This window comes from Pseudomonas weihenstephanensis, assembly GCF_001043055.1.
GTDB classification, from domain to species: Bacteria; Pseudomonadota; Gammaproteobacteria; order Pseudomonadales; family Pseudomonadaceae; genus Aquipseudomonas; species Aquipseudomonas weihenstephanensis.
The window spans coordinates 626,224-645,614 of record NZ_JYLF01000002.1 but is presented as its reverse complement, the minus strand read 5'-3'; the positions used below and the strand labels follow the sequence as shown (position 1 = coordinate 645,614).

Here is a 19,391-nt window from a genome sequence, read left to right as displayed (position 1 = left end):
AGCACTTACGGACACTTATTGAGCCGCTTTATAACAAGGGCTCTAAACAGCGTCAAGAAAGCCCATCAGGCGAATCCGTATTAATGCGTGCTAATTCTTTCCTTAGAGTCAGACTCGCGCTTGTCGTCCTTGGCAACAATCTCGGGAGCCACATCCGGCAAGGGCTCCGGCGCGTATTGCAGCGCAATTTGCAGGACCTCGTCAATCCATTTAACCGGTTTGATTTGAAGATCCTGTTTGATGTTGTCAGGAATTTCCTTCAGATCGCGGACATTTTCTTCTGGAATAATGACTGTCTTAATTCCGCCCCGATGAGCAGCCAATAATTTTTCCTTCAGGCCACCGATCGCCAATACCTGACCACGCAGGGTGATCTCACCCGTCATGGCGACATCCGCACGCACCGGAATCAGTGTCAGTGCGGAGACCAACGCCGTGCACATACCAACACCCGCGCTCGGGCCATCCTTGGGTGTAGCCCCTTCCGGCATATGGATGTGAACGTCACGTTTTTCGTTGAAATCCAATGGGATACCAAGGCTTTTGGCACGACTGCGAACGACCGTCAGCGCCGCCGTGATCGATTCGACCATCACGTCACCGAGCGAACCCGTCTTGATCAATTGCCCTTTACCCGGCACAACCGCCGCTTCAATCGTCAGCAATTCGCCACCGACCTGAGTCCAGGCCAAACCCGTCACTTGACCAATCTGGTCATGCTGCTCGGCCAGTCCATAACTGAATTTTCTTACACCCAAAAAGTGCTCAAGAAGGTCAGCGGTGACCGTAACGCAGAAGCGTTTCTCCATCACATGCTCTTTCACTGCCTTGCGGCAGATCTTGGCAATTTGACGCTCAAGGCCTCTAACGCCCGCTTCACGTGTGTAGTAACGAATGATGTCGCGAATAGCTTCGTTATCAAATGCCAGCTCACCTTTTTTCAGGCCGTTGGCCTCAATTTGCTTGGGCGCGAGGTACTTGACGGCAATGTTGATTTTTTCGTCTTCCGTGTAACCCGGCAAACGAATGACCTCCATCCGGTCCAACAATGCGGGCGGAATATTCATCGAGTTGGAGGTGCACAAGAACATGACGTCGGAAAGGTCGTAGTCGACCTCCAGGTAATGGTCGTTGAAGCTGTGATTCTGCTCAGGGTCGAGCACTTCAAGCAGTGCAGACGCAGGGTCGCCACGCATGTCACTGCCCATCTTGTCGATCTCGTCGAGCAAGAACAATGGGTTGCGAACACCCACCTTAGTCATTTTTTGAATCAATCTACCGGGCATCGAACCGATGTAAGTACGGCGGTGACCGCGAATTTCTGCTTCGTCACGCACGCCGCCAAGGGCCATACGCACGAACTTTCGGTTTGTAGCGTGAGCAATCGACTCAGCAAGAGACGTTTTGCCCACACCTGGAGGCCCTACCAGGCACAAGACCGGACCACGAATCTTCTTCACGCGCTTTTGCACGGCGAGGTATTCAAGGATCCGCTCTTTGACTTCCTCCAGACCATAATGGTCTGCATCCAGGATGTCTTCAGCACGCTTGAGGTCAAGGCGAACCTTGCTCTGCGCCTTCCACGGCACCTGAACCAACCAGTCGATATAAGACCGCACAACCGTGGCTTCAGCCGACATCGGAGACATTTGCTTGAGCTTGTTCAGCTCAGCCAGCGCCTTGGTCATTGCATCTTTAGGTAGGCCTGCCGCGTCAATGCGCTTTTTCAGTTCTTCAATTTCATTGTGACCTTCGTCACCATCACCCAGCTCTTTCTGAATAGCCTTCATCTGCTCATTCAGGTAGTACTCACGCTGGCTGCGCTCCATCTGCTTTTTGACACGACCGCGAATACGCTTTTCAACTTGCAGCAGGTCAATCTCGGCATCCAGCAGGGCCAGGACGTGTTCAACCCGGGTTTGCAAATCGATGATTTCGAGAATTTCTTGCTTCTGCTCGATCTTGAGGGCCATGTGGGCCGCCATCGTGTCGACCAAGCGGCTTGGCTCATCAATGCTGTTAAGCGAGGACAGCACCTCAGCCGGGACCTTTTTGCCCAATTGCACATACTGCTCAAATTGAGAAAGCAGGCTGCGTACAAACACTTCAGACTCACGCTCTGGCGCTGCGGTCTCATCAATCAAAGAGACTTCAGCACTCAGATAACCTTCAGCCTGACCAAATTTCTCGACTGCACCGCGCTGCTCGCCTTCAACCAACACCTTGACGGTGCCATCTGGCAGCTTAAGCAGTTGCAAAACGGTGGCAATGGTACCCACACCATAGAGTGATTCAGCACTCGGGTCGTCGTCAGCAGGGTTTTTTTGAGCTAACAGCAAGATCTGCTTGTCGCCCGTCATCGCTGCCTCAAGGGCCTCGATCGATTTCTCGCGTCCCACGAACAGTGGGATCACCATGTGCGGATACACAACGACATCACGCAACGGCAGGAGAGGCAATTCGATGGTTGTCTTCATGATTTCGCCTCTACGGCGGCCATAAGGCCGTAATCAGATGGAAGTAAGCTTGAAGCCAAGATGGGGGCTGTCTCTAAAAAAAACAAGCGCTGAAGAGCAGGAAAAACAAAGGGGCCCTAAGGCCCCTTTGTTAACACGCACGATGTAACAAACAGCTACACAATTACGCGTCGGGTGCAGCCTTGGCAGTCGCTTCGTTGTTTTCATAAATCAACAACGGCTTGGACTTGCCTTCTATAACGCTTTCGTCGATCACCACTTTACTCACCTCGGACTGCGAGGGGATTTCATACATAGTGTCGAGCAAGACGCCTTCAAGAATCGAACGCAAACCACGAGCGCCTGTCTTGCGCTCAAGCGCACGCTTGGCCACAGCTTTCAAAGCATCAGCCCGGAACTCGAGATCAACACCTTCCATCTCGAACAGCTTGGCGTATTGCTTGGTCAAGGCGTTCTTCGGCTCAGTGAGGATCTGCATCAACGCAGCCTCATCCAGTTCGTCCAACGTCGCCAAAACAGGAAGACGGCCGACAAACTCAGGGATCAGACCGAACTTGACCAAATCGTCAGGTTCGACTTCACGCAGGGATTCGCCAACCTTCTTGCCCTCTTCCTTGCTGCGTACTTCGGCGCTGAAGCCGATACCGCCACGCGTCGATCGAGCCTGTACAACCTTCTCCAGACCCGAGAACGCACCGCCACAGATAAAGAGAATATTGCGGGTATCAACCTGCAAAAACTCTTGCTGCGGGTGCTTACGGCCACCCTGAGGCGGAACGGAAGCAACAGTGCCTTCAATCAATTTCAACAAGGCTTGCTGTACACCTTCACCGGAAACGTCACGGGTGATTGAAGGGTTATCAGACTTGCGCGAAATCTTGTCGATTTCATCGATGTAAACGATGCCCATCTGGGCCTTCTCTACATCGTAATCGCACTTCTGCAGCAGCTTCTGAATGATGTTTTCGACATCCTCACCCACATAACCCGCTTCAGTAAGCGTGGTTGCGTCAGCGATTGTGAAAGGCACATTCAGCAGACGAGCCAAGGTTTCCGCCAGCAGGGTTTTACCCGAACCGGTAGGACCAATAAGCAGGATGTTGCTCTTGCCAAGCTCGACATCGTCGTTCTTTTTGTCACGCTGGTTGAGGCGTTTGTAGTGGTTGTATACCGCTACAGCCAAAACCTTTTTGGCACGTTCCTGACCAATAACGTATTGATCAAGGATGCCGCTGATTTCTTTTGGCGATGGTAATTTATGCGCGCTGCTCTCGGCCTGGGCTTCCTGCACCTCCTCACGGATGATGTCATTGCACAGGTCGACGCATTCGTCGCAGATAAAGACCGAGGGGCCGGCAATCAATTTGCGCACTTCATGCTGGCTTTTGCCACAGAAGGAGCAATAGAGCAATTTGCCGTTGTCCTCGCCGTTGCGGGTGTCAGTCATTCGATCGATCCAAATCCGATAGGCTTGCAACACAAGATGAAGGCAACTGCGGGCTTTTTCAAGTCCGCAGGTGGTCGGTTAATCCAACCACCCACATTTGCGCTGCTTAAGCGGGCATTTGACGCTTGCTGAATACTGAGTCGATCAGGCCATACTCGGCTGCACGCTCGGCACTCATGAAGTTGTCACGCTCAGTATCACGCTCGATGGTCTCGAGTGTTTGACCCGTGTGATGCGCCAACAGCGAGTTCAAACGATGACGGATATTGAGGATTTCCTTGGCGTGAATGTCGATATCCGACGCCTGGCCCTGGAAACCGCCCAATGGCTGGTGAATCATCATGCGCGAGTTAGGCAAGCAGTGACGCTTGCCTGGTGCGCCGCCAGCCAACAGGAATGCACCCATGCTGCACGCTTGACCAATACAGATGGTCGACACGTCTGGCTTGATGAACTGCATGGTGTCGTAGATCGACATACCTGCAGTTACCGAGCCGCCAGGAGAGTTGATGTAAAGATGGATGTCCTTGTCCGGGTTTTCGGCTTCAAGGAAGAGCAACTGCGCCGCAACCAGGTTCGCCATGTAATCTTCTACAGGGCCTACCAGGAAGATGATCCGCTCCTTCAACAGGCGCGAATAGATGTCATAGGCGCGCTCGCCACGGGCGGACTGCTCAACAACCATCGGGACCAAGCCGCCAGCGGCTTGAATGTCAGAGTTCTGCTGCATATAAGAATTGCGGGACATGTCCTGCAGTCACTCCCAAATAGTTCTGTCTTGAATACGCATAAGCCAGCGCGAGGCTGGCTTATGGTAGTGTTTTCCAACGAGTCCGAAATCAGTCGGCTTGTGGAGCTTCCACCGGCTTGACAGCTTCTTCGTAAGAGACCGACTTGTCGGTCACCTTAGCCTTCTGCAGAACAGTATCCACAACTTGCTCTTCCAGCACAACCGAACGAACTTCGTTCAATTGCTGGTCGTTTTTGTAGTACCAAGCTACAACCTGCTCTGGCTCCTGATAGGCGGAAGCCATTTCCTGGATCATTTCGCGAACGCGATCTTCATCGGGCTTGAGGTCGAACTGCTTAACCACTTCAGCCACGATCAGGCCCAGCACTACGCGACGCTTGGCTTGCTCTTCAAACAGCTCAGCAGGCAGTTGATCCGGCTTGATGTTACCGCCGAACTGCTGGACTGCCTGAACGCGCAGGCGGTCTACTTCGCTCGACATCAGAGCCTTTGGCACCTCAATCGGGTTGGCAGCCAGCAGGCCTTCCATTACCTGATTTTTGACCTTGGACTTGATGGCCTGACGCAGCTCACGCTCCATGTTCTTACGAACTTCGGCGCGGAAGCCTTCAATACCTGTCTCTTTAATACCGAACTGAGCGAAGAATTCTTCGTTCAACTCAGGCAGTTTTGGCTCCGAAACAGTATTCACAGTCACCGTGAACTCAGCAGTTTTACCTGCCAGGTCCAGGTTCTGGTAGTCCTCAGGGAATGTCAGGGTCAGAACGCGCTCTTCGCCTGCTTTGGCGCCGACCAGGCCATCTTCAAAGCCCGGAATCATGCGGCCCGAACCCAGTACCAGCTGAGTACCCTTGGCGGAGCCGCCTGCGAATACTTCACCATCAACCTTGCCAACGAAATCGATATTCAGTTGGTCTTCGTTCTGAGCAGCACGCTCAGTCACTTCAAAGCGGGTGTTCTGCTTGCGCAGCACGTCCAGCATTTTGTCCAGGTCGGCATCAGCCACTTCAGCGCTCAGGCGCTCAACAGCGATGGTGTCCAGACCCGTGACTTCGAACTCCGGGAAAACTTCGAAAGTTGCGATGTATTCCAGATCCTTGCCTTTTTCGAACACTTTAGGTTCTACGGATGGCTGGCCCGCCGGGTTCAGCTTTTGCTCAACCACTGCTTCATAAAAAGAAGCCTGGATGATGTTGCCCAGCGCTTCTTGACGCGCATCAGCTTCGTAACGCTGACGGATCACGCTCATTGGCACCTTGCCTGGACGGAAGCCCGGGATCTTGGCCTTTTGGGCAGTCTGTTGCAGACGCTTGTTGACTTCAGCCTCAATACGCTCAGCTGGCACGCCAATGGTCATGCGACGCTCAAGAGCGGAAGTATTTTCAACAGAAACTTGCATGGATATTCCTCGTTGCACAGACGTTAGCCGGCCGTTTCCGACCCCATAATCAAGGGCATGCATTCTAGTGGGTCAAACTCAAGAAGTCACCCTACCGCATTCGTGCAAAGAAACAGCAGACACATTAATAAGGTGCAAACAATCATTTGCTTACCACCTCAGTACACATTTTTTACGCTCAAGCCCTAATTTAGAGGCTCAACAGATGCCACCCACTCACCCAGCAGACACCTGAGCACACCGTTACAAAAAACGAACGATGCGCTGCACGCATTAACGCAACACGTACAAAGCTAACCAGGAACGCATAACGAACCCGATAAATTAAATCGCCAGAACGAAAAAAGCGCAGCCCTTTTCAGGTGCTGCGCCTTTTTTCAGCTGGTAGATGAACTACCAAATTTGGTGCGGACGGAGAGACTCGAACTCTCACACCTTGCGGCGCTGGAACCTAAATCCAGTGTGTCTACCAATTCCACCACATCCGCATTTCAAACTTTTGAAGCAAAGACGCCAGACTATTAATCTGGCGTCTTTCTAAATATGGGGTGGACGAAGGGGATCGAACCCTCGACAACGGGAGTCACAATCCCGTGCTCTACCAACTGAGCTACGCCCACCATATTGCCTGTGTTGCCTTACTTGTGCCAAAGCTGCCTAATGGCGCACCCGGCAGGACTCGAACCTGCGACCATCCGCTTAGAAGGCGGATGCTCTATCCAGCTGAGCTACGGGCGCCTTATTAATCTGTATTCTGTGACGACTACAAACTAAGTGCTTTCAGTATCACCAAGCTAGACATCAACTTCGCTCTACCTTCTTAACCAGTGCTAGGCTGTGCCCGACAAGTGCGACGAATGTTATAGGTGAGTCGGGAAGTCGTCAACTCTTTTTTGAAAAAAGTTTAGAAATATAAAGGGGTTAGGGGAATAAGCAGACCAAGCGCCTTTGCCCTCATGCCACGGCATGCGAGAATGCACGCCCTTTTTCCACCCTTTTCGATGGTTAATCACGCGTAATGACTGCACAACTAATCGACGGCAAAGCGATCGCCGCCAGCCTGCGCCAGCAGATTGCCAAACGTGTCGCCGAGCGTCACGAGCAAGGCCTGCGCACTCCTGGTCTGGCAGTGATTCTGGTAGGCAGTGATCCTGCCTCCCAGGTTTATGTTTCGCACAAGCGTAAAGACTGCGAAGAGGTAGGCTTTCTTTCACAAGCCTATGACCTGCCTTGCGACACCACCCAGCAAGCACTGACCGATCTGATCGACCGCCTTAATGAAGACGCGAACATCGATGGCATCCTGCTGCAACTGCCATTACCTGAGCACCTGGATGCATCCAAGCTGTTGGAACGCATCCGCCCGGACAAAGATGTCGACGGCTTCCACCCCTATAATGTCGGCCGCCTTGCACAACGCATCCCTCTGCTGCGTCCTTGCACCCCTAAAGGCATCATGACCTTGCTGGAAAGCACCGGTCAGGATCTCTACGGGATGGACGCCGTCATTGTAGGCGCCTCCAATATTGTGGGCCGACCGATGGCGATGGAGTTGCTGCTGGCAGGCTGCACCGTCACGGTCACCCACCGCTTCACTAAAGACCTGGCCGGCCACGTCGGCCGCGCCGACCTGGTTGTGGTTGCCGCCGGCAAACCGGGCCTGGTTAAAGGTGAGTGGATTAAAGAAGGCGCCATCGTGATCGACGTAGGTATCAATCGTCAGGCCGATGGCAAGCTGGTAGGCGATGTTGTGTACGAAACCGCCCTGCCCCGCGCCGGCTGGATTACACCCGTTCCAGGCGGTGTAGGCCCAATGACCCGTGCCTGCCTGCTGGAGAACACACTCTACGCAGCCGAAACCCTGCACGGCTAAGCGTCTAAAGCGGCATTGCCAACGGCACCTTCGGGTGCCGTTTTCATGCGCCCAGCTAAACGATCACCCAAACAAAAGCCCGCACTGGGCGGGCTTTAGTTCACAACACGAGCAACTTAGTCAGCCAGACGCCAAGTTGTCCCGCCTTTTCCGTCTTCAAGCACCACACCCATTGCGCTCAATTGATCGCGAATGCGGTCGGACTCAGCCCACTCTTTGGCCGCACGAGCGGCCAAACGCGCCTCGATCAAAGCGTCCACTTGAGCAGCATCCACCTTGCCTTCCGCGCCAGCCTGCAAGAACTCGTCTGCTTCGAGCTGCAATACACCCAGCACATCAGCCAACTGCTTGAGACGCGCAGCCAAACCCGCAGCCGCGTGCAGATCGGTTTCACGCAGGCGATTGATCTCGCGCACCATTTCAAACAGCACGGCGCACGCTTCCGGAGTACCGAAATCGTCGTTCATCACCTGGGTGAACCGCTCGACAAACGCTTCCCCACCCGCAGGCTCTGCGTTTGGCAGGCCTTTAAGTGCGTGATAGAAGCGCTCAAGCGCCGCTTTCGCGTCCTTAAGGTTGTCTTCGGAGTAGTTGATCGAACTCCGGTAGTGGCTGGACACCAGGAGGTAGCGCACCACTTCCGGGTGATATTTCTCCAGCACATCGCGAATAGTGAAGAAGTTGTTCAAGGATTTGGACATCTTCTCGCCATTGATGCGAATCATCCCGCAGTGCATCCAGGCATTGGCGTAGGTTTTACCTGTCGCTGCTTCACTCTGGGCAATTTCGTTCTCATGGTGCGGAAACTCAAGGTCACTGCCGCCACCATGAATATCGAATGTCTCGCCCAAGCAGCATGTCGACATCACCGAGCACTCGATGTGCCAGCCCGGACGCCCCGGACCCCACGGTGATTCCCAACTCGGCTCGCCCGGTTTGACGCCTTTCCACAGTACGAAATCCAGCGGATCGTCTTTGGATTCATCAACCTCGATGCGTGCGCCAATGCGCAAGTCTTCGATCTTCTTGCGCGACAGCTTGCCGTAACCCATGAACTTGGCAACGCGGTAGTACACGTCACCATTACCCGGGGCGTAGGCATAGCCTTTGTCGATCAGGGTCTGAATCATTGCGTGCATGCCCGCAATGTGATCGGTGGCTCGCGGCTCCATGTCCGGTTTACGGATGTTGAGCCGCGCTTCATCTTCATGCATCGCCGCGATCATGCGCTCGGTCAGCGCCTCAAACGTTTCGCCGTTTTCACGGGCACGGTTGATGATCTTGTCGTCGATGTCGGTGATGTTGCGCACATAGGTCAAATCGTAACCACTGAAACGCAACCAGCGGGTCACCAGGTCAAAAGCAACCATGCTGCGGCCGTGACCAAGGTGGCAGTAGTCGTATACGGTCATGCCGCACACGTACATACGCACGTTGTTGCCATCCAGAGGCTTGAACACTTCTTTGCTCTTGGTGAGCGTGTTGTAGATCGTTAACACGAAGATTTCCTTAAAACTGACTCACTGGCCCCACGAATCTCGCAAGGTCACAGTGCGATTGAATACCGGACGACCTGGCTTCGAATCCTTGATATCAGCGCAGAAGTAACCTTCGCGCTCAAACTGGAAACGGTCTTCAGGCTGCGCATTGCCCAGCGAAGGCTCTGCACGACAACCGGTTAAAACCTGCAGCGAGTCTGGATTGATGTTTTCCAGGAAGCCCGCGCCATCTTCAGCCTTTTCAGGGTTCGCAGAGCGGAACAGTCGATCATACAAGCGCACTTCACACTCGACGCTGGCTGCTGCCGGCACCCAATGCACCACGCCTTTGACCTTACGGCCTTCAGGGTTTTTGCCCAGGGTTTCAGGGTCGTATGAGCAATGCAGCTCAACGATGTTGCCATCGGCATCTTTGATGGCTTCGTCGGCACGAATCACGTAGCTGCCGCGCAAACGCACTTCGCCTGCTGGCTCCAGGCGCTTGTAACCTTTTGGCGGCTCTTCCATGAAGTCGTCACGGTCGATATAGATTTCACGCGCGAACGGCAACACGCGAACACCCATGTCTTCTTTCGGGTGGCACGGCAGCTCAAGGGTTTCAACCTTGTCTTCAGGGTAGTTGGTGATGATGACTTTCAACGGACGCAGTACGCACATGGCGCGCGGTGCGCTGTGGTCCAGGTCGTCGCGGATGCTGAATTCCAGCATGCCAAAGTCGACCACGCCGTCAGAACGGTTGGTGCCGACCATGTCACAGAAGTTGCGGATCGACTTGGGCGTATAACCACGGCGACGGAAACCCGACAACGTGGACATGCGCGGATCGTCCCAGCCATTGACGTGTTTTTCATCAACCAATTGCTTGAGCTTGCGCTTACTGGTGATGGTGTAGTTCAGGTTCAGGCGCGAAAATTCGTACTGACGCGGCTTGCTCGGCACCGGCAGGTTGTCGAGGAACCATTCGTACAGTGGACGATGCCCTTCAAATTCCAGGGTGCAGATCGAGTGAGTGATGCCCTCGATCGCATCTGACTGACCATGAGTGAAGTCATAGTTGGGGTAGATGCACCACTTGTCACCGGTTTGATGGTGATGAGCATGGCGAATGCGATACAGGATCGGATCACGCAGGTTCATGTTGGGCGAGGTCATGTCGATTTTGGCGCGCAGTACGCGCTTGCCGTCTTCGAACTCGCCCGCTTTCATGCGTGCGAACAGGTCGAGGTTTTCCTCAACGCTACGCTCGCGGAACGGGCTGTTTTTACCCGGTTCGGTCAGGCTGCCGCGGTATTCCTTGGCTTGCTCGGGGGTCAGGTCGCAGACATAAGCCTTGCCCTCTTTAATGAGGTAAACCGCCCACTCATGCAGTTGGTCAAAATACTGCGAGGCATAGCGCACTTCGCCGGACCACTCAAAGCCCAGCCATTTCACGTCGCTTTCAATCGCGTCGATGTATTCCTGATCTTCTTTGGCCGGGTTGGTGTCGTCAAAACGCAAGTGCGTGACGCCGCCAAACTCTTGAGCCAGCCCAAAGTTCACGCAAATGGACTTGGCGTGACCGATGTGCAGATACCCGTTGGGTTCTGGCGGGAAGCGGGTCACGATCTGTTTGCATTTACCCGAGTCAAGGTCAGCCTGAACGATTGGACGCAGGAAATTGGCCGGGACAGCAGGGCCAGCCTTTGAATTCAGAGTGGTGTCGACAGTGGGCTTGCTCATAGGATCCTTGAACATAACGAGTGCGCGGCCTGGGGCGGCCGACTAAATCAAAGCGCCTATCATAGCCGATGCTGTCAAGTCACTGACAGAGCAGGCACGCAATCAGGCACCTTGAAATGCCTGCTTTTAATGCCCATATAGCAAAAACAGCATCGAAATGCCGGGCGGGCAGGCTAAACTCCGCCGCTGGGCCGTACCTTGGCCAAGAGCGGCAAGCCATACGCACACGCCCCACGAATTCATTAGATAGAGCGACAGCAACCATGACCCAAGTAAAACTGACGACCAACCACGGCGACATCGTGATCGAACTGAACGCTGAAAAAGCGCCGATCACCGTCGCCAACTTCATCGAATACGTAAAAGCCGGCCACTACGAAAACACCATTTTCCACCGTGTCATCGGCAATTTCATGGTTCAAGGCGGCGGTTTCGAGCCTGGCATGAAAGAAAAGAAAGACAAGCGCCCAAGCATCCAGAACGAGGCTGACAACGGCCTGTCGAACGACAAATACACCGTTGCCATGGCCCGCACCATGGAGCCGCATTCGGCATCTGCCCAGTTCTTCATCAACGTGGCTGACAACAGCTTCTTGAACCACAGCGGCAAAAACGTTCAGGGCTGGGGCTATGCCGTATTCGGTAAAGTCACCGCAGGCCAAGACGTTGTCGACAAGATCAAAGGCGTGTCGACCACCTCCAAGGCCGGTCACCAGGATGTACCCGCAGACGACGTGATCCTCGAGAAAGCCGAGATCATTGAGTGATACTGCTGATTTCAGACTTGCATCTGGAAGAGGAGCGCCCGGACATTACCCGGGCGTTTCTGGATTTCCTGACCGGGCGTGCGCGCTCGGCACAGGCGCTGTACATTCTGGGTGATTTTTTTGAAGCCTGGATTGGCGACGACGCCATGACGCCCTATCAGCGCTCAATCTGTGAGGCACTGCGCGCCCTGAGCGACAGCGGCACACCGATTTTCCTGATGCACGGCAATCGAGATTTTCTGCTTGGCCAGACCTTTTGCAAGGCCGCTGGCTGCACCCTACTCAAAGACCCGAGCGTGGTAGATTTCTACGGCGAACGGGTATTGCTGATGCACGGCGACAGCTTGTGCACCCGCGACGAAGCTTACATGCGCCTGCGACGCTACCTGCGTAATCCTGTGACGCTCTGGGTTTTGCGGCACCTGCCACTGAGCACCCGGCATAAACTGGCGCGCAAACTGCGCAGTGAAAGCCGTGCTCAGACCCGCATGAAAGCCAACGACATTGTCGATGTGACCCCCGAAGAAATCCCCCGAATCATGACCCAGTACGGCGTCCACACCTTGATTCATGGCCACACCCATCGCCCGGCGATTCACAAACTGCAAATCGGCGAGCACGCCGCCAAGCGCATTGTGCTCGGTGACTGGGACCGTCAAGGCTGGGTATTGCAAGTAGATGAGCAAGGCATGCAACTGATGCCGTTTGATTTTCAGCGGGCATTACCGCCCGCCGCTTGATCTCTGCAGGCACTGCCGAGGGCTGCTAGCGTTCAAAAGATGGCAGCTGTCGCCAGCGCCTGCGGGCGGGTGACAAACGATTCATCAATGCCCGCTTGCCGCCGGACCCGCCTTCGCTGCGAACGGTGGCTTGGCCAGCCACACGATCAGAATCAACCCCATAAACAGCCAGCCCATCATCGTGAAGTAGTCCACGGTAGAGAACATGTACGCCTGGCTTGTCAGGATTTGGTCCATCTGCGCATAAGCCTTGGTGCTTGCACCGCCCAGATTTTCCAGCGCATGCCGGGTAACAGGGTCATAGGTGCTCATGCTTTCACTCATGTAGGCATGATGCTGATCAGCCCGACGAATCCAGATCCACGTGGTCAGCGATGCGGCAAAGCTGCCGCCCAACGTACGCAGGAAGGTGGCCAGCCCTGCCCCGTCCGCGATCTGCTGCGGCGGTAAGTCCGACATCAAAATGCTCAGGGTCGGCATAAAAAACAGTGCGACACCAATCCCCATAAACAACTGCACCATCGCAATGTGCTGGAAGTCCACCTCATGGGTGAACTCGGCGCGCATAAAGCAGCTCAAGCCAATGGCTAAAAAGGCCAGACCGGCCAGCAGTCGCAAATCAAACTTGTGCGCGTACTTGCCCACGAACGGCGACATTAATACCGGCAAGATACCAATCGGCGCCACCGCCAAACCGGCCCAGGTAGCGGTGTAGCCCATCTGCGTTTGCAACCATTGCGGCAAGATCAGGTTGATGCCGAAGAAACCGGCATAGCCCAACACCAGCACAATGGTGCCGATTCGAAAATTGCGATGAGCGAACAGGCGCAGATTGACGATCGGGTGCTTGTCAGTCATTTCCCAAATCACAAACGCCGCGAGCGCAACCACCGACAGCGCCGTGCCCAAGAGGATGAAGTTGGATTCGAACCAGTCCAGGTCATTGCCTTTATCCAGCACAATTTGCAGCGCGCCCACCCCAATGATCAGGGTGATCAACCCCACGTAATCCATAGGCTGACGGGTGATCACCACCGGCCGCGCCTTCAATTGCTGGCGAACGACCATCACCGCAAAGATGCCAATCGGGATGTTAATAAAGAAGATCCACGGCCAACTGTAACTGTCGGTGATCCAGCCGCCCAAAATCGGCCCCGCAATGGGCGCGACCACCGTGACCATGGCCAGCAATGCCAGTGCCATCCCCCGTTTCGCGGGTGGGTACACCGCGATAAGCAGGGTTTGCGTCATCGGATACAAAGGCCCGGCAACCAACCCTTGAAGCACCCGAAAGCCCACCAGCTCAGGCATTGAGGTGGAGATGCCGCATAAAAAGGAGGCCAGCACGAACAAAATCGTGGCCCACAGAAACAGCTTCACCTCGCCAAAGCGTCGGCTTAACCAGCCGGTCAGCGGCAAGGCAATCGCATTACTGACAGCAAAAGATGTAATCACCCACGTGCCCTGCTCCGAACTCACGCCCAGGTTGCCGGAGATGGTCGGCAAGGCGACGTTGGCAATGGTGGTGTCGAGCACTTGCATAAAGGTCGCCAGCGACAGGCCAATGGTGGCGAACAGCAAGCTTGGCGGGGTAAATGACGCGTTTGTACTCATCGCAAATCCTTTAAAACAGGCGGCGCAGCCCCGCCAGTGCGACGGGGCTTATGGATTGGCGAATCAACGCGTAGCGGCAGAGTTGCCCGAGGCGGCACTGTTGCTGTCGATCAGGCGCGCAATCAGCGCCTCGGCATCCGCCAGTTGCTTGTCGTACACATTGGTGGTGAAGGTGGCTTTTTGCGGCGGCTGTTGCGCCAGCACCGGGCCACTTTGGTCACGCAGGTTCACGTCCACTACCGTCGACAACCCCACTCGTAATGGATGTTGTGCCAACTGATCGGCATTGATATGAATGCGTACCGGCACCCGCTGGACGATTTTGATCCAGTTACCCGTCGCGTTTTGCGCAGGCAACAGCGCGAACGCGCTGCCCGTACCGGCGCCAATGCTGTCGATGGAACCGCTGTATTTCACATCGCTGCCATAAATGTCCGACTCGATCTCAACCGGCTGACCGATGCGCATATTGTGCAGTTGGGTTTCCTTGAAGTTGGCGTCGATCCACAGCTGGTTCAGGGGAATCACCGCCATTAGCGCAGTGCCCGGCTGAACTCGCTGCCCCAGTTGCACAGTGCGTTTGGCCACATAGCCCGTGACGGGCGCAATCAACGTGGTGCGGGCGTGCTCCAGGTACGCTTGGCGCAACTGCGCGGCAGCGGCCAGAACGTCCGGGTGATTGGCGACCGCAGTGTTATCCACCAAAGCCGTGGTGGTATTAAGTTGTTGCTCGGCGTGACGCAGCGCACTTTGTGCGGACGCTAGATCGTCCCGCGCATGAGACAGCTCTTCCTGAGAAATCGCCCCGCCTGCCGCCAGACTCTTACGGCGACTGTAGTTGTCTTGCGCTTTCTGCACGTCAGATTTTTGTGCCGCCACTTGAGCCTTCATGCCGTCCACATCGCTGAACAGGCCACGGACCTGACGCACCGTGCGCGCCAAGTTAGCCTCGGCACTTTGCAAGCCGACTTGCGAGTCGCTCGGGTCAAAATTGAGCAACACCTGCCCTTCGTGCACCAAATCGCCATCATCGGCGCCGATGCTCACCACCGTACCGGTGACCAAAGGTGTGATTTCAACCACGTTGCCATTCACGTAAGCGTCGTCGGTACTTTCAGCCCAGCGACCATACAGCTCATGCCAGGCCCACACGCCCACTACAGCGAGCACGACCAGCAGTGCCAGACCGCCCAGCCAGAGTTTACGTTTGCGCGTATTGCCCGCGTCTTCGGTGTGTTGCGTTTCATTCGGTGTTTGCACAGTGGCCATGACGAGTACCTGAAATTATTCTGCCAGCGAGGCTTGGGAAGGAACGGCCAGCGCCGTGTGGGCGGGCTCAAAGCCGCCGCCCAGGGCCTGCATCAATTGAATTGAGAGGTCGATCTGTTGTGCATTCACGTCTGCCAACTGACGCTGGGCCTCAAGCAATTGCTGCTCAATACTCAGCACCTCCAGATAGTTGCCGACACCCGAGCCGTAACGCTGCAACACCGTGTCGTACGAGTTCTGTGCAATCTCGGTTGCCCGCTGCTGCGCGGTGATTTGTTGACCTGTAGCGCGCAACTGCCCAAGGGTGTCGCTGACATCGCCGAGCGCCCCCACCAACATTTTGTTGTACTGCGCGACCGCCAGATCGTAGTTCGCATCTTCGGCATCCAGCCCGGCTCGCAAACGCCCGCCGTCAAAAATGGGCAGCGATACCGCCGGTGCAATGTTGAAGAAACGACTGGCTGGACCGAACAGTGCATCCCCCAGTAATGACTGGGTGCCGGCAGCGGCCGTCAAGTTGAGGTTGGGATAAAAGCGGGTCTTGGCCGCCGCGATATGTTTATTGGCTGCTTCGACCCGCCAGCGGGCCGCCACCAAGTCCGGACGACGACCGAGCAAGTCCGCAGGCAAAATGCTTGGCAGCGCCACCGCGTTGGGGGTTAACACCGCGGGCCGCGCAATCTCAGCGCCACGGTCAGGCCCTTTGCCCAACAGCACGGCCAGCGCAATACGCGCAGAGCTGAGCTGCTTTTGGGCGTTGATCAGCTGCTCTTCAGCGCTGGCCTCCAGGCTTTCGGTTTGCTGATACTGGTAGTGGCTGTCAATACCCGAATCCAGACGACGCTGGCTCAGCTCAAGCATTTTACGGGTGCGTTCAAGATCATCTTTGGACAGATCACGCACACTGAACGCATGCCCTAAATGGCTGTAGGCGCGGGCCACATCACTGGCCAGGGTCAGGCGTGCGGCCTGAGCATCCACTTCAGCTGCGCGCGCCTCGCCCACTGCCGCTTCCCACGCATCACGCTGGCCGCCCCACAGATCGAAGGTGTAATTGAAGGTCAGATTGATGTCGCGCTCTGTGCTGTAACGTCCGCCTTGCCCGCCGGGGTCTTGCGAGCGCGAGAGTCGCGAGCGCGTGACATCAGCACCGGCATCCAGCGTTGGCATGCGCTGCGCATTAGCGGCACTGGCAGCCGCGGCCGCCTGGTGAGTGCGCGCACTGGCCACCTGCATGTCCGGGCTATCGCGCAGGGCTTCTTGAATCAGGCCGTCTAATTGCGCATCGCCTAATCGCTTCCACCAGTCCTTTTCAGGCCAGGCGGCCGGGGTGATGCGGGCGCCACTGAGCGTTTGCCCGGCCTTCAGATGATGGGCTTGAAGGCTAACGCCGTCGGTCGCAAGCCCCTGATAATTGGCGCAACCGGCCAGTACCATCGACGCAAATACCAGACCTAAGCCTGTACGCAAGGTTGTGTCGCTCATTTTCCACCTAAGCGCTGGACCGTGATCGCGTCACCGGCAGCCAGCAGTATTTTTTTCAGGATCTGTTCAAGTTGTTGCAGTTCTTGCGCAGTAATGGCGCCCGCCAACTGATTCATGGCGTTGGCCCCAATTTCTGGCAACTGGTCGGCCAGGGCCTGGCCGTCAACGGTCAGCACGAGCCGTACTTGACGCCTGTCGGCCTCGGAGCGTTGGCGCATCAGCAGGTTTTTTTGCTCGAGACGATCCAGCATGCGGGTCATCGATCCACTGTCCACAGACAGGTGGCGACACAGCTCCGCCGGGGTGTCAACGTCAAACTGCGCCATGATGATCAGCACTTTGAACTGCGCCGCGGTGATGCCGTAAGGCTCCATGTGGCGATCAATGATGCGGTCTTTAAGCAACGCGGCTCGCCCCAGGAGCAAACCCAGGGTGCAATGTTGAAAGTTATCGGGATTGAAGTGCTTCATCAGGCCACCAGGAAGCTGCCTAGGCAGTAATGTTTCGAAATATTACTGTCTAGGCAGCTAATGTCAAGAATATAAATAGCTGGCTACCTATTTATAGTTGCAGGCACGCCGACGCCGAGGCCAGATGGCCTCGTCATTCAGGAACACAATGGGTCTTGACCTAAAACGTGAAGCTCATGGCGCAAGCGGTTTTTATGCCTGCGCAGGAACGCCGCTGTGGAAACGAAACTCGACATCCGGGGTTTCGATCAGCGCTTGCTCTGCCGCTCTGACCCGCTCGATCACCAAGGCGATGTCTTTGGCATCGCCGTATTGATAAGCCAACTTCAAGTAACCCTGAAAATGCCGGGCCTCACTTTTGAGCAAACCGAAGTAAAACTTGCCCAGCTCTTCATCTAAATGCGGCACGAGTGCTTCAAAACGCTCGCAACTGCGGGCCTCGATAAATGCCCCTACCACCAGCGTATCCACCAGCTTCACAGGTTCGTGATTGCGCACCACTTTACGCAAACCCGAGGCGTAACGCCCTGCCGACAGTTGGCGCAGTTCGATCTTGCGCTTTTTCATCAACCGCATGACCTGCTCGTGATGCACCAGCTCTTCACGTGCCAGGCGCGACATCATATTGATCAGATCAACATGCGAGTGGTACTTGGCAATCAGGCTCAACGCGGTACTGGCCGCTTTGAATTCGCAATTTTTGTGGTCGATCAGCAAGGTTTCCTGATCCGCCAATGCCGCCTTGATCCAACCATCCGGGGTGCGACAGCCGAGAAACTCATGAATTTCAGGAAGAATCACGCGCACGCTCCCGGCATAGGAGAGTTGCGCAACGGACCGGCAGTTTTCACAAGAATGGCTGACATGAGGCTCACAAGGGCTGGAGTTTCAAAAGCCGCCAATTATACGGGCCACACGCCGCAGCACCAGCCTGACAGGTTGATATGCATCAACACGCACTCAACCTGCGAGCAACTATAGTGGTTGCACTAATCTTTCATGGAGCCGGGCCATGCAAACAATCAACAAGCTGCTGGTGGTTATCGAACCTGAGTTAAAGGACAGCCTCGCACTGAAGCGCGCCAAACAGATCGCCGAAAAAACCGGGGCAACCCTGCACCTGTTGATTTGCGATAAAGAGAAAAAACACAGCTCATTGCTCAGCATGCTTGAAGTCACGCTGAAAGCTGAAGGCTTTACCGTCACCGGCGAGTGCGCCTGGCATGAGAGCAAACACCAGACCATCATCCGTACACAGCAAGACAATAATTGCGATCTGGTGATCAAGCAGCATCTTCCCGACAACCCCTTGAAAAAGCTGTTGCTCACGCCAGAAGACTGGAAGCTGCTGCGTTATTGCCCATCTCCCGTGTTACTGGCCAAAAAGGCGCAGGCCTGGGAAGGCGGGGTCGTATTGGCGGCCGTGGACGTAGGCAACGACGATGCAGATCACATGGAACTGCACAAAAGCATTGTTGACCACGGCTTCAATATCGCCAATCTCGTGAAAGGCAGCCTTCACGTAGTCAGTGCTTTTCCGGCGCCGATGCTGGCAGCGGTCGAAGCCGCGTACCCGATTGAAACCGAATATGAAGCGATTTATCGCAAGGCCTGCGAAGGCTTCCAGGCGCAATACGACATTGAAAGCAGCCGTCTGCACGTCGAAGAAGGCCCAGCCGATGTGATTATCCCGCGGATCGCCAAACAACTGGAGGCTGCCGTGACCGTGATGGGCACTGTGGCACGGACCGGTTTTTCAGGCGCCTTGATCGGTAACACCGCAGAAGTGGTCATCGACACACTGGAAAGCGACATTCTGGTGCTCAAGCCTCAAGAAATGACCCGTCATCTGGAGAAACTCGCGTCCAAAGGCTGATTGTC

Annotated in this window: 15 protein-coding genes and 3 tRNA genes; 4 read left to right on the top strand and 14 right to left on the bottom strand. The window is 55.3% G+C overall.

Features of this window, described 5'->3' with window-relative positions; all coding sequences use genetic code 11:
* Positions 1 to 80: 80 nt before the first annotated feature.
* The 7 genes from lon to TU86_RS07175 form a co-directional block, all read right to left on the bottom strand.
* On the bottom strand, positions 81 to 2,477 hold the full coding sequence (lon, locus tag TU86_RS07205; RefSeq protein WP_048363597.1) for an endopeptidase La: 2,397 nt from the start codon (positions 2,475 to 2,477) through the stop codon (positions 81 to 83).
* Positions 2,478 to 2,640: 163 nt separating this feature from the next.
* The gene (gene clpX, locus TU86_RS07200; protein ID WP_048363596.1) at positions 2,641 to 3,924 is read right to left on the bottom strand and encodes an ATP-dependent Clp protease ATP-binding subunit ClpX; all 1,284 of its coding nucleotides are present in this window, start codon (positions 3,922 to 3,924) and stop codon (positions 2,641 to 2,643) included.
* A 106-nt stretch (positions 3,925 to 4,030) separates the two neighbouring features.
* Positions 4,031 to 4,672 carry an ATP-dependent Clp endopeptidase proteolytic subunit ClpP gene (clpP, locus tag TU86_RS07195; RefSeq protein ID WP_047276599.1) on the bottom strand — a complete coding sequence of 214 codons (642 nt, stop codon included), beginning with the start codon at positions 4,670 to 4,672 and terminating at the stop codon, positions 4,031 to 4,033.
* A 91-nt stretch (positions 4,673 to 4,763) separates the two neighbouring features.
* Positions 4,764 to 6,074 (bottom strand): trigger factor, encoded by a 1,311-nt coding sequence (gene tig, locus TU86_RS07190; protein ID WP_048363595.1) that lies wholly within the window; start codon positions 6,072 to 6,074, stop codon positions 4,764 to 4,766.
* Positions 6,075 to 6,477: 403 nt separating this feature from the next.
* Positions 6,478 to 6,562: transfer RNA gene (locus TU86_RS07185), tRNA-Leu, on the bottom strand.
* A gap of 56 nt (positions 6,563 to 6,618) precedes the next feature.
* Positions 6,619 to 6,694: transfer RNA gene (locus TU86_RS07180), tRNA-His, on the bottom strand.
* A 41-nt stretch (positions 6,695 to 6,735) separates the two neighbouring features.
* Positions 6,736 to 6,812, bottom strand: a tRNA-Arg gene (locus TU86_RS07175).
* A gap of 280 nt (positions 6,813 to 7,092) precedes the next feature.
* Between TU86_RS07175 and folD the strand changes: the two genes are divergently transcribed.
* Complete coding sequence (folD, locus tag TU86_RS07170) at positions 7,093 to 7,947, top strand: bifunctional methylenetetrahydrofolate dehydrogenase/methenyltetrahydrofolate cyclohydrolase FolD (protein ID WP_048363594.1); 855 nt, start codon at positions 7,093 to 7,095, stop codon at positions 7,945 to 7,947.
* A gap of 116 nt (positions 7,948 to 8,063) precedes the next feature.
* Here the strand turns inward: folD and cysS are convergent, their stop codons facing one another.
* Positions 8,064 to 9,446, bottom strand: a complete 1,383-nt coding sequence (cysS, locus tag TU86_RS07165; RefSeq protein WP_048363593.1) for a cysteine--tRNA ligase — start codon at positions 9,444 to 9,446, stop codon at positions 8,064 to 8,066.
* A 21-nt stretch (positions 9,447 to 9,467) separates the two neighbouring features.
* Positions 9,468 to 11,165, bottom strand: a complete 1,698-nt coding sequence (locus TU86_RS07160; protein ID WP_048363592.1) for a glutamine--tRNA ligase/YqeY domain fusion protein — start codon at positions 11,163 to 11,165, stop codon at positions 9,468 to 9,470.
* A gap of 263 nt (positions 11,166 to 11,428) precedes the next feature.
* Between TU86_RS07160 and TU86_RS07155 the strand changes: the two genes are divergently transcribed.
* Both TU86_RS07155 and lpxH read left to right on the top strand, forming a co-directional pair.
* Complete coding sequence (locus TU86_RS07155; RefSeq protein ID WP_048363591.1) at positions 11,429 to 11,932, top strand: peptidylprolyl isomerase; 504 nt, start codon at positions 11,429 to 11,431, stop codon at positions 11,930 to 11,932.
* A complete protein-coding gene (gene lpxH, locus TU86_RS07150; protein WP_048363590.1) occupies positions 11,929 to 12,672 on the top strand; it encodes a UDP-2,3-diacylglucosamine diphosphatase in 744 nt (247 codons plus the stop codon). Before TU86_RS07155 ends, lpxH begins: the two co-directional genes overlap by 4 nt.
* Before the next feature lie 84 nt (positions 12,673 to 12,756).
* Here the strand turns inward: lpxH and TU86_RS07145 are convergent, their stop codons facing one another.
* The 5 genes from TU86_RS07145 to TU86_RS07125 all read right to left on the bottom strand — a co-directional run bounded on the left by TU86_RS07145 (position 12,757) and on the right by TU86_RS07125 (position 18,311).
* On the bottom strand, positions 12,757 to 14,286 hold the full coding sequence (locus TU86_RS07145) for a DHA2 family efflux MFS transporter permease subunit (protein ID WP_048363589.1): 1,530 nt from the start codon (positions 14,284 to 14,286) through the stop codon (positions 12,757 to 12,759).
* 63 nt (positions 14,287 to 14,349) lie between these two features.
* On the bottom strand, positions 14,350 to 15,555 hold the full coding sequence (locus TU86_RS07140; protein ID WP_048363588.1) for an HlyD/EmrA/EmrK family protein: 1,206 nt from the start codon (positions 15,553 to 15,555) through the stop codon (positions 14,350 to 14,352).
* Between the two features lie 15 nt (positions 15,556 to 15,570).
* On the bottom strand, positions 15,571 to 17,040 hold the full coding sequence (locus tag TU86_RS07135) for an efflux transporter outer membrane subunit (protein WP_048363587.1): 1,470 nt from the start codon (positions 17,038 to 17,040) through the stop codon (positions 15,571 to 15,573).
* Positions 17,037 to 17,510: a MarR family winged helix-turn-helix transcriptional regulator gene (locus TU86_RS07130; RefSeq protein WP_048363586.1), complete on the bottom strand. Its 474-nt coding sequence runs from the start codon at positions 17,508 to 17,510 to the stop codon at positions 17,037 to 17,039. The genes TU86_RS07135 and TU86_RS07130 overlap by 4 nt, the downstream gene beginning before the upstream one ends.
* 192 nt (positions 17,511 to 17,702) lie before the next feature.
* Positions 17,703 to 18,311, bottom strand: a complete 609-nt coding sequence (locus TU86_RS07125) for a MiaE family protein (protein ID WP_048363585.1) — start codon at positions 18,309 to 18,311, stop codon at positions 17,703 to 17,705.
* Positions 18,312 to 18,522: 211 nt separating this feature from the next.
* Between TU86_RS07125 and TU86_RS07120 the strand changes: the two genes are divergently transcribed.
* Entirely contained in the window at positions 18,523 to 19,386 is an 864-nt protein-coding gene (locus TU86_RS07120) for a universal stress protein (protein ID WP_048363584.1), read from the top strand.
* The last annotated feature ends 5 nt before the right edge of the window (positions 19,387 to 19,391 follow it).